General features: G+C 60.7%; 9 protein-coding genes. 3 read left to right on the forward strand and 6 right to left on the reverse strand.

The annotated features are described in order from the left end of the window. Positions 1-117: 117 nt before the first annotated feature. From copD to BLU46_RS27040, 3 genes are read right to left on the reverse strand one after another with little or no spacing between them, the layout of a single operon-like run. The gene (gene copD / locus BLU46_RS27030; protein ID WP_093207964.1) at positions 118-975 is read right to left on the reverse strand and encodes a copper homeostasis membrane protein CopD; all 858 of its coding nucleotides are present in this window, start codon (positions 973-975) and stop codon (positions 118-120) included. Between the two features lie 3 nt (positions 976-978). Further along, the gene (gene copC / locus BLU46_RS27035) at positions 979-1,344 is read right to left on the reverse strand and encodes a copper homeostasis periplasmic binding protein CopC (RefSeq protein WP_003207825.1); all 366 of its coding nucleotides are present in this window, start codon (positions 1,342-1,344) and stop codon (positions 979-981) included. Between the two features lie 23 nt (positions 1,345-1,367). Beyond that, a complete protein-coding gene (locus BLU46_RS27040; RefSeq protein WP_093207967.1) occupies positions 1,368-1,811 on the reverse strand; it encodes a GNAT family N-acetyltransferase in 444 nt (147 codons plus the stop codon). A gap of 143 nt (positions 1,812-1,954) precedes the next feature. On the opposite strand from BLU46_RS27040, the gene BLU46_RS27045 reads away from it, so the two are divergent. Next, complete coding sequence (locus tag BLU46_RS27045; protein WP_003207828.1) at positions 1,955-2,575, forward strand: TetR/AcrR family transcriptional regulator; 621 nt, start codon at positions 1,955-1,957, stop codon at positions 2,573-2,575. A gap of 137 nt (positions 2,576-2,712) precedes the next feature. Here BLU46_RS27045 and preA read toward each other — a convergent pair whose 3' ends face one another. The 3 genes from preA to hydA all read right to left on the reverse strand — a co-directional run bounded on the left by preA (position 2,713) and on the right by hydA (position 6,957). Beyond that, a complete protein-coding gene (gene preA / locus BLU46_RS27050) occupies positions 2,713-3,987 on the reverse strand; it encodes an NAD-dependent dihydropyrimidine dehydrogenase subunit PreA (RefSeq protein ID WP_063028584.1) in 1,275 nt (424 codons plus the stop codon). Continuing rightward, positions 3,987-5,354 (reverse strand): NAD(P)-dependent oxidoreductase, encoded by a 1,368-nt coding sequence (locus tag BLU46_RS27055; protein ID WP_093207970.1) that lies wholly within the window; start codon positions 5,352-5,354, stop codon positions 3,987-3,989. The genes preA and BLU46_RS27055 overlap by 1 nt, the downstream gene beginning before the upstream one ends. Before the next feature lie 163 nt (positions 5,355-5,517). Continuing rightward, complete coding sequence (hydA, locus tag BLU46_RS27060; protein WP_093207972.1) at positions 5,518-6,957, reverse strand: dihydropyrimidinase; 1,440 nt, start codon at positions 6,955-6,957, stop codon at positions 5,518-5,520. Between the two features lie 601 nt (positions 6,958-7,558). Here hydA and BLU46_RS27065 point away from each other — a divergent pair. Both BLU46_RS27065 and BLU46_RS27070 read left to right on the forward strand, forming a co-directional pair. Continuing rightward, complete coding sequence (locus tag BLU46_RS27065) at positions 7,559-9,046, forward strand: NCS1 family nucleobase:cation symporter-1 (RefSeq protein ID WP_003207834.1); 1,488 nt, start codon at positions 7,559-7,561, stop codon at positions 9,044-9,046. A gap of 179 nt (positions 9,047-9,225) precedes the next feature. Beyond that, positions 9,226-10,509, forward strand: coding sequence for a Zn-dependent hydrolase (locus tag BLU46_RS27070; RefSeq protein WP_093207975.1), 1,284 nt, complete (start codon positions 9,226-9,228; stop codon positions 10,507-10,509). Positions 10,510-10,588 lie beyond the last annotated feature (79 nt).

Genomic DNA, 10,588 nt, shown 5'->3' on the forward strand with positions numbered 1-10,588 from the left:
ATTTTTTGTTATACGTTGTCGTACAACATTGGAGGCGATATTTGCGAGGTTTTAGGGGGTTGTCAATCGAAAGTTATACGATGACTCCCTGTGTGAAGGGCGCCAGTGGAGGAGGAGTTATCCTGCTGTAACCATGGGCGGCAAGGTACCAAGCAGCGAAACGGCGGCTACCGCTGAAACACCTAGTAACCATTCAACCATCACGCTGGCCTTCAACGCAGGCAGTCGCTGCTCACAGTTGTGAATCCGCAGGCGGTTCAACAGCGCCAGTGCGAGCATGCCGAACACCAGCAGCACCTTGATCAGCAGGATCAGGGCGAACCCAGTGAACAAGGGCGTTGGCCAGAACTGCCCGGTGAGCACCCGCACGTTGATCAGGCCGGTCACCAGCAATCCCGTCACCAGCCCATAACCAATGCCGCTGAAACGCTTGAGGATCGGTTCCAGTGGATAGTGGGGCGATTGCCTGAGGATCAGCACCAGCAGGAGCAAGCCACCCAGCCAGGCACCGACACACACCAGGTGCACCACCTGATTGAGGATCAGCAACTGTCCGGCCATGCCATTGAGCATGGCGCCATGGCCCACCGGTGCCAGTGTCGCCAGCAGCAATGCACAGAGCGGCAGGCGCAACGCCTTCCACGGCGTCATCAGGCCCAGCACCAGCAGCACGTTCAGTAGCAGGTGCCAGGTCCAGACCTGGCCGAAGAAGGTTTTGCCCAGCACCAACTGCACCGTCGACCACTCCAGCGCGCCCAGCCCGACTCCGGCCATGCTCGCGCTGATCAACAGCAACCACGCCACCCCCGACACCAGTGCCAGCCACGCCAACCCTTGGGTGATGCGCGCCAGTTGGCGGTCCAGCACCGGTTGCGGTCCCGCGCCCAGCAGCCAGGGCCTGAACACACAGGCCCCGAACATCAACAGCACCACGATGAAATGCAGGAAACGGCACAGCACCAGCAGGGTGGCCATGGATTATTGGCCGACCTTGAAGCTGTATTCACCGTTGCTTTTATGGGTATCCACCGAGACGGCGTTCCACACCACTTTGTAGGTGCCAGCGGCCAGTGGTGCGGCCGGTGTCACCACCAATACTTTCTTGTCGGCATCCGGGGTTTCCAGGCCTTTGATCGCGACTTCGGTGCCGTCCTTGCTCAGGGATACCTTGGTAAAGGTCGCTTCAACGCCTTCGCTGAACGTCAGGCGCAGGTCCTTGGGGGCGGCGACGCTGCTGTCGGCGGCAGGCTCCGAGCTTTTCAGGTGGGCGTGGGCAAACGCGGCCGAGGCGCCCAGCAGGGAAGCGAGCAGGGCGACGGTGGTGAGGGTTTTCTTGATCAACATTGTTCAATACCTTCAGGTGAGAGTCAGTCGTTAGGCAGTGCCATGTGCAACAAGGGAAAGGGCTTGCCTTCGCCATCGACGGGCGAGCGGCCAGTCTGGATAAAACCATAGTGCAGATAGAAACCTACGGCCTGTGGATTCTGCTCGTTCACGTCGACCCGCAGGGTGTCGTGGCGGGCGCGCACGAAGTCCAGCAACTGTCGGCCGATGCCCTGGCCACGCCGGCTCGGGTCGATAAACAGCATCTCGACATTGTTGCCGCCGGTGCCGACGAAGCCGGCAATGCCTTGGGCGTCTTCGTACACCCACACCTCAAGGGCGGGCATGGGCAGGTAGCAGTCGCGCACCAGGGGCAGCAGGCGCTGGATGTCGTCTTCGCTGAGAAAGTCATGGGTGGCGCGCACCGAGCGTTCCCACAGTGTGCCAAGCACCGGGTCGTCGCACGCGTCTCGCAGTCGAATAGTCATGGAGATGATCCTTCGAGGGGATGGCGATGCTAACCAATCCGCTTTCCACGGGGAAGGTGCTTGTACGAAGTTTCACAGTGGCGTGTCGCCGCGACCTAGAGCGGATGGTAGTCTTGAAGCCATGTTGTTGTCAGGGAGCCCTTATGGGCAATCACAAGATCGGTATTCGTCGGGTCAACGTCGAAAAGATTCTGCTGGCGGCGGAAAAGGTTTTCGCCGAGAAGGGCTATGGCAGCACCGCCATGGCCGACATCGCCGAAGAAGTGCAGCTGCCGCGCTCCAACCTGCATTACTACTTCAGCACCAAGAGCGAGCTGTACAGCGCGGTGTTGTTCGACCTGCTGGAAGTGTGGAAACAGGACGCCTTGTGCTTCGAGATGTTCGACGACCCGCGGGTGGTGCTCAGCAGCTACATCCGCGCCAAGATGCAACATTCCCGCAGCCGACCCTATGGTTCCAAAGTCTGGGCCAACGAAATCATCCACGGCGCGCCAACCCTGGGGGAGGCGCTGGATGTGAGCCTGTATGACTGGGCCAAGATGAAGGAAGCGAAGATTCGCCAGTGGGTGGAGGACAAGCGCATCCTGCCGGTGGAGCCGTCGAGCCTGCTGTACATGATCTGGGCATCGACCCAGCACTATGCCGACTTTGATCACCAGGTGAAGATCCTGAATGACCATCAGCCGTTGTCGGACATGCAGTTTGAACGGGCAGTGCAGACGGTGACGAGTGTGATCCTGCGGGGGATTGGGTTGGAGCCCTAGATCGTTCCCACGCTCCGCGTGGGAATGCCGCCCTGGACGCTCTGCGTCCGCTCTTGAGGTCGTGACGCGGAGCGTCAACGGATGCATTCCCACGCGGAGCGTGGGAACGATCATTCATAGGGCGTCTGTTTGGAGGGCTACACCGCCTCGCGGTAGGGATTTCTCGGATCCTGCGTCCAGTTCAAAAACGGCTTTCCGGTATCCACCGGCACCATCTCGATACAGTCCGCCACCGGACAAGTGATCTGGCACAGGTTGCACCCCACGCACTCATCATCGATCACCTCGTATTTATGTGTCCCATCCGCCTGCTTCAAGCTGGCAATCGCCTGGTGCGACGTATCTTCGCAAGCAATATGGCAACGCCCACAGCCAATACACGCCTCCTGGTCGATCTTGGCGATCACCTGGTAATTGATATCCAGGTACTTCCAATCCGTCGTATTGCCCACCGCCCGCCCGGAAAATTCCTGCAGGCTGTTGTAACCCTGGCTGTCCATCCATCGCGACAGCCCATCCTTCATTTCCTCGACAATCCGAAACCCATGCAGCATCGCCGCCGTGCACACCTGCACCGCGCCGCAGCCCAGTGCGACGAATTCCGCCGCATCGCGCCAGTTGCCAATCCCGCCAATGCCGCAGATCGGCAAGCCTTGTGTCTGTGGATCCCGGGCAATCTCCGCCACCATGTTCAACGCAATCGGCTTCACCGCCGAACCGCAGTAGCCACCGTGGGTGCTTTGGGTGCCCACCATCGGCAGGGCGACCATGCGCTCCAGGTCGACACTGGTGATGGAGTTGATGGTGTTGATCAGCGACACCGCATCCGCGCCCCCGCGATACGCTGCCCGCGCCGCCACGCGTATGTCGGTGATGTTCGGCGTGAGCTTGACGATCACCGGCAGCGAGCAATAGGTCTTACACCAGCGCGTCACCTGTTCCACGTACTCCGGCACCTGGCCCACCGCCGCGCCCATGCCGCGTTCCGGCATGCCGTGGGGGCAGCCGAAGTTCAGCTCGATGCCGTCGCAGCCGGTGGCTTCCACCAGCGGCAGGATGTGTTTCCACGACTCCTCAACGCACGGCACCATCAATGACACGATCAGCGCGCGGTCCGGCCAGTCCTTTTTCACCTGGGTGATTTCCCGCAGGTTGATCTCCAGGGAGCGGTCGGTAATCAGTTCGATATTGTTGATGCCGAGCACTTCACGGTTGGCGCCAAAGTGCGCCGAGTAGCGCGATGAGACGTTGACCGCGGCCGGGTCTTCGCCGAGGGTTTTCCAGACCACGCCGCCCCAGCCTGCTTCAAAGGCGCGGACCACGTTGTAGGCCTTGTCGGTAGGCGGCGCGGAGGCCAGCCAGAACGGATTGGGGGCTTTGATGCCGGCGAATACAATCGAGAGATCGGCCATTACGCAGCCTCCACATTCAGCATGAGTTGAGCGTGCATGGCTTGCGCGGCCCGCTTGCCGTGTTGCACGGCCTGGACGGTGAGGTCCTGGCCGAGGCTGACGCAATCGCCGCCGGCGTACACACCTGGGATGCTGGTGCGCAGTTGTTCGTTGACGAAGATGCGATCGCCTTGGCGTTGCAACTGGTGGGCCAGCGGGTCGTGCAGCGCGGCGTCGTCGAAGCCTTGGCCGATGGCCTTGAAGATCGCGTCGGCGGCCAGTTCGAAGGTTTCACCGGTGGCCTGCAGGCGGCCATCGACCATGCGGGTGCGGGCGAAACGCATGCCGCGCACATGGCCCTGATCATCGAGCAGCACTTCCTCCGGTTGAGCCCACGTCAAAAGGCGCACCTGATTGGCCTTGGCGATGTCCTGTTCGTGGCCGGTGGCGCCCATTTCACTCAGGCCACGGCGGTACACCAGGTTGACGTCACGGGCACCGAGGCGGGCCATTTGCACGGCCATGTCGATGGCCGTGTTGCCAGCGCCGAGGACAATGCAGCGGTCGGCCAGGGGCAGTTGGCTGAGGTCATCGGCCTGGCGCAGTTCACGGATATAGTCGGTGGCGGCGAGGAGGCCGGGGGCGTCCTCGTGAGGCAGGCCGAGCTGTTTGCTGGCGGCCAGGCCGAGGCCGAGAAACACCGCATCGAACTGCTGGTGCAGCTCGCTCAAGGTCAGGTTGTCGCCGAGACGCTGGCCATGACGGATTTCGATGCCGCCGATTTGCAGGAGGAAATCCAGTTCCTTCTGCGCGAAGTCATCCACCAGTTTGTACTTGGCGATCCCGTATTCAGTCAGGCCGCCGGCTTTTTCCCGGGCCTCGAAAATTACCACGTCATGGCCGTGCAGGGCGCTGCGATGGGCGCAGGACAAGCCCGCAGGCCCGGCGCCGACCACCGCGATGCGCTTGCCGGTGGGCGCGGCGCGCTGGAACGGGTGTTCGCTGAAGTGCGCGTTGTCCACCGCGTAACGCTGCAACAGGCCAATCAGCACCGGGGCGCATTCTTCGGCGTTGTTGCGCACGCAGGCTTGCTGGCAAAGGATTTCTGTCGGGCAGACCCGGGCGCAACTGCCGCCGAGGATATTCGCCGAGAGAATCTTCTGCGCGGCGCCCTGGACGTTTTCGGTGTGGATATTGCGGATGAACGAGGGGATATCGATCTCGCTGGGGCACGCGTTAACGCACGGCGCGTCGTAGCAGTAGAGGCAGCGCGAAGCTTCCAGTTGGGCTTGCCGGGCATTGAGCGGCGGCGCCAGGTCGGTGAAATGCGCGGCGAGGGCTGCCGCATCTTCATGGGGGTGGGGAAGATGGTTCAGGGTCTGGATCACGGTATTGGCCTCACGGTTTTTGAGGTGCTGCCTCTGGTGGGCAGTGGTTTTTTTGTTGCCGGTACCGGCCTCTTCGCGAGCAAGCCCGCTCCCACATTCGACTGCATTTATTCTGTTGGAATGGGGGCGAATGTGGGAGCGGGCTTGCTCGCGAATGGCGGCCTCAGCGTTTCACAGCAACCGGCCTGGAACGCTCCGCCCGCTTGCTCAACTGCTCAAACACCGGCGGATACACCGGCCGTTCGATATACCGTCCCGCACCTCGCTCGGCGCGCAAATCCCCATCCGCCCAGACCAGCTTGCCCTGGCTGACGGTGTGGCTCGGCACGCCGCGCACGGTCTTGCCTTCGAAGATGTTGAAGTCGACTTTCTGGTGGTGAGTCTTCGCGGAAATGGTCCGTGTGCCTTGCGGGTCCCACAGCACCAGGTCAGCATCGGCTCCCACGCGGATCGCCCCTTTACGCGGGTACAGGTTGAAGATCTTCGCCGTGTTGGTAGACGTCAGCGCAACGAACTCCTGCATCGACAAGCGCCCGGTGTTCACGCCCTCATCCCACAACAGCGCCATACGGTCTTCGATACCGGCGGTGCCATTGGGGATTTTGCTGAAGTCATCCCGCCCGGCGGCTTTTTGCTCGGCGCAGAAGCAGCAATGGTCGGTGGCGGTGGTGTGCAGGTTGCCGGATTGCAGGCCATGCCACAGCGCCTCCTGATGCCCGCGTGGGCGGAAGGGCGGGCTCATCACATAGCCGGCAGCGGTCTGCCAGTCGGGGTGTTGATACACGCTGTCGTCCAGCAGCAGATGCCCGGCCAAGACTTCGCCGTATACCGGCTGGCCCTTGCTGCGGGCATAGGTGATTTCATCCAGCGCTTCCTTGGTGGACACGTGCACCAGGTACAGCGGCGTGCCGATGGTTTCGGCAATCCGGATAGCCCGGCTGGCGGCTTCGCCTTCCACCTGCGAAGGCCGCGACAGCGGATGCGCTTCAGGCCCGGTAATGCCCTGGGCCATCAGCTTGCGTTGCAGGTGATACACCAGCTCGCCGTTTTCGGCATGCACCGTCGGCACCGCACCCAGTTCCAGGCAGCGTTCGAAGCTCGCCACCAGGGTGTCGTCAGCGGCCATGATTGCGTTTTTGTACGCCATGAAATGCTTGAAGCTGTTGATGCCGTGCTGGCTTACCAGCTCGGCCATTTCCTCGCGGACCTGCTCGCTCCACCAGGTAATGGCCACGTGAAAACCGTAGTCCGACGCCGACTTCTCGGCCCAGCCGCGCCACTGGTGGAAGGCTTCCAACAGGGATTGCTGCGGGTTGGGAATCACGAAGTCGATGATCGACGTGGTGCCGCCCGCCAACCCGGCGGCCGTGCCACTGAAAAAGTCTTCACTGGCCACGGTGCCCATGAAGGGCAATTGCATATGGGTATGGGGGTCGATGCCGCCGGGCATCAGGTATTGACCGCTGCCATCGAGTATCTCGGTGCCGGCGGGAATATCCAGATCAGTGCCAATGGCGCGAATTAGACCGTCTGCGCATAAAACATCGGCTCGGTAACTTTCATCATGGGTAATAACGGTAGCGCCACGGATCAACAGCGACATGTCGAGTTCCTCACAGGCTTGACCGGCTTGTGCCAGTTCTAAGTGTTGTCATGCATCGCGCCGCTGGAGATTTAATTCCTGTCAGCGGTGACAGGAATAGAAACTAGCCCGAGTTTTTCGAATGAGCAAGAATATTTTTTATAAGCTTATATCTAGGTTAAGTAATTGAATTTTAATGATAAAAAAACAAAATCACCAAAATGTAGCGGCCTCTCACCATTTTGACGCACTTGACAGGTTCCCAATATGAGCAACATTTCCTATTGCAAATCAGACGCTTGAGACATGCCTCTTGACGGGGCCGGTAAATAAAAATAATTGTGTTGCACCAGATTGAGTCCTGAGGGTTCGGACAACTTCTGCGTTATTTGGCCTGAGTAACGCTGAAAGTAACGAGGGGCTCTTCGGTCGAGACAATAAAGCTGATAAACATCAGCGAGTTATATAAGCGGTGCGGGAAGGGCAACGGTTTACGGCACGGTTATTGAGTGCGGTGGCGGTTGGCCGGGTCCCGGATGTCATGTTGTCAACGAGGTACTCCGGCCATCCCGTGCACGTCACGGGGTGAGCAAAAATAATTCGAAAAAACCGTGGAGCGGCCATGCAACAGAACAGATCGCAAGTCATTGAGCGCAACGGCCTGTACGAACTCGACGCCGGCCCCGACGTCCTCGACAGCCCCCGCTATAACCACGACATGGCACCGACCAAGGTGCGCGAACGCACCTGGAACAAGTGGCACATCACCGCGCTGTGGATCGGCATGTCGGTGTGCGTGCCGACCTACACCCTTGGCGGCGTTCTCACTGCGTACTTCGGGTTGTCGGTGGGCGAGGCGCTGATGGCGATCCTGCTGGCCAATATCGTGGTGCTGATCCCGCTGACCCTCAACGCCTTCCCCGGTACCAAGTACGGCATCCCGTTTCCGGTGTTGCTGCGCTCGTCCTTCGGCGTGCTCGGTTCCAACGTGCCGTGCCTGATTCGCGCCCTGGTGGCGTGTGGCTGGTTCGGCATCCAGACGATGTTTGGCGGCCTGGCGATTCACCTGTTCCTGGGGTCGATTTTCGAGGGTTGGAAATCCCTTGGTGGCACCGGTGAAGTGATCGGTTTCATGATCTTCTGGACCCTGAACCTGTGGGTGGTATTACGTGGCGCCGAGTCGATCAAATGGCTGGAAACCCTGTCGGCACCACTGCTGGTGGCCGTGGGGATCGGGCTGCTGGTGTGGGCGCTGCCGAATGTCTCGCTGACCGAGCTGATGGCGATCCCGCCCAAACGTCCCGAAGGCGCCAGCCTCACCGGCTACTTCATGGCGGGCCTGACGGCGATGGTGGGTTTCTGGGCCACCTTGTCATTGAACATCCCCGACTTCAGCCGCTACGCCAAGAGCCAGAAAGACCAGATCCTCGGGCAGATTTTCGGCCTGCCGCTGACCATGTTCCTGTTCGCCGCCCTCGGCGTAATCATGACCGCCGCCTCGGTGAAACTGGTGGGCGTCAGCGTCTCCGATCCGGTCACCCTGATCGGCCATATCCAGAGCCCGGTGTGGGTAGCCGTGGCCATGGCGCTGATCATCATCGCCACCTTGTCCACCAACACCGCAGCGAACATCGTCTCGCCCACCAACGACTTCCAGAACATCGCGCCCAAGCTGATCAACCGCACCACGGCGGTGGTCCTCACCGGCCTGGTGGGCCTGGCATTGATGGCCCACGAACTGCTGAAAAAGCTTGGGCTGATCATCTCCGACGTGAGCCTGGAAACCGTCTACTCCAACTGGCTGCTGGGTTACTCAAGCCTGCTGGGGCCGATTGCCGGGATCATGGTGGTGGACTATTTCATCATCAAGAAACAGCAACTGGACCTTGCCGGCTTGTACCGCGATGACGTGTACCCGGCGTGGAACTGGCATGGCTTCCTGGCCTTTGGCGTGCCGGTGGTGCTGACGCTGTTGTCGCTGGGCAGCGACGCGTTCAGCTGGTTCTACAGCTACGGCTGGTTCACCGGCTCGGCGCTCGGCGGGTTGCTGTATTACGCCCTGTGCATGAAGCGCGGGGCCCGTGTGGTCGCCGTGAAAACACCGCTTTAATCGATGTGGAATGCAATCCAATGTGGGAGCGGGCTTGCTCGCGAAGGCGGTGATTCAGCTAACACATCGGGCGACTGGCACACCGTATTCGCGAGCAAGCCCGCTCCCACATTTTTGATCGCAGTCTGCCAGTGAGAGTCTGGTCAAATTCATAAGAACTACTGCCTGAGGAGATCCCCATGAACGCTGCCGTAGACGTTCTGCAATCCACCCATCAGCACATCAACCGCGATCGTCTGTGGCTGTCCCTGATGGAACTCGCCAAGCTCGGCGCCACGCCCAAGGGCGGCGTCTGCCGCCTGGCCCTGACCGACCTCGATCGCCAGGCCCGCGACCTGTTTGTGAAGTGGTGCGAGGAGGCGGGCTGTACCGTGACCGTCGATGGCGTCGGCAATATCTTCGCCCGTCGGCCGGGATGCAATCCCAAGTTGCCGCCGGTGATGACCGGCAGCCATATCGACACCCAACCCACCGGCGGCAAGTTTGATGGTTGTTTTGGGGTGTTGGCGGGGGTGGAAGTGCTGCGAACCCTCAATGACCTGAAAGTGGAAACCGAAGCACCGCTGGAAGTGGTGGTGTGGACCAACGAAGAAGGCTCGCGCTTTCCGCCATGCATGATGGGGTCCGGGGTGTTTGCCGAGAAATTCACCCTGGCCGATACGCTGGCCAAGACGGATGCCGACGGCGTGACCGTGGGCGATGCGCTGAATGCTATTGGTTATGCCGGATCACGTCCCGTGAGCGGGCACAAGGTAGGTGCATATTTCGAAGCGCATATCGAGCAAGGCCCGATTCTTGAGGATGAAAAGAAAACCATCGGTGTGGTGCTGGGCGCCCTTGGCCAGAAATGGTTCGACCTGAAATTGCGCGGAGTTGAGGCGCACGCCGGCCCAACGCCCATGCACCTGCGCAAAGACGCATTGGTAGGTGCCGCTGCTGTGGTCGCCGCTGTCAATGCGGCTGCGTTGGGTCATCAGCCTCACGCCTGCGGCACCGTCGGTTGCCTGCAAGCGTATCCCGGTTCACGCAACGTCATTCCTGGCGAAGTGCGCATGACCCTGGATTTCCGTCATCTGGAACCGGCACGACTGGATTCAATGATTGCCCAAGTGCGCAAGGTGATCGACGAGACCTGCGCCAAGCACGGCCTCACGTTTGAGATGACACCCACCGCTGACTTCCCGCCGCTGTACTTCGACAAAGGCTGCGTGGATGCCGTGCGTGATGCCGCCAATGGACTGGGCCTGTCGAACATGGACATTGTGAGCGGGGCAGGGCATGACGCGATTTTCGTCGCGGAGCTGGGGCCGGCGGGGATGATCTTTGTACCGTGTGAAGGCGGCATCAGTCATAACGAAATCGAGAATGCCGCGCCGGATGATCTGGCGGCGGGGTGTGCGGTGTTGCTGAGGGCGATGGTGGCGGCGTCGGTGGCGATTGCCAGCGGCAAACTGGCTGCCTGAGTACGTCCAGTCACTGCGATAAAATGTGGGAGCGGGCTTGCTCGCGAAGGCGGTGTGTCAGCCAGCATATCCGGTGCTG

It is taken from the genome of Pseudomonas yamanorum, assembly GCF_900105735.1.
Taxonomy (GTDB): Bacteria; Pseudomonadota; Gammaproteobacteria; order Pseudomonadales; family Pseudomonadaceae; genus Aquipseudomonas; species Aquipseudomonas yamanorum.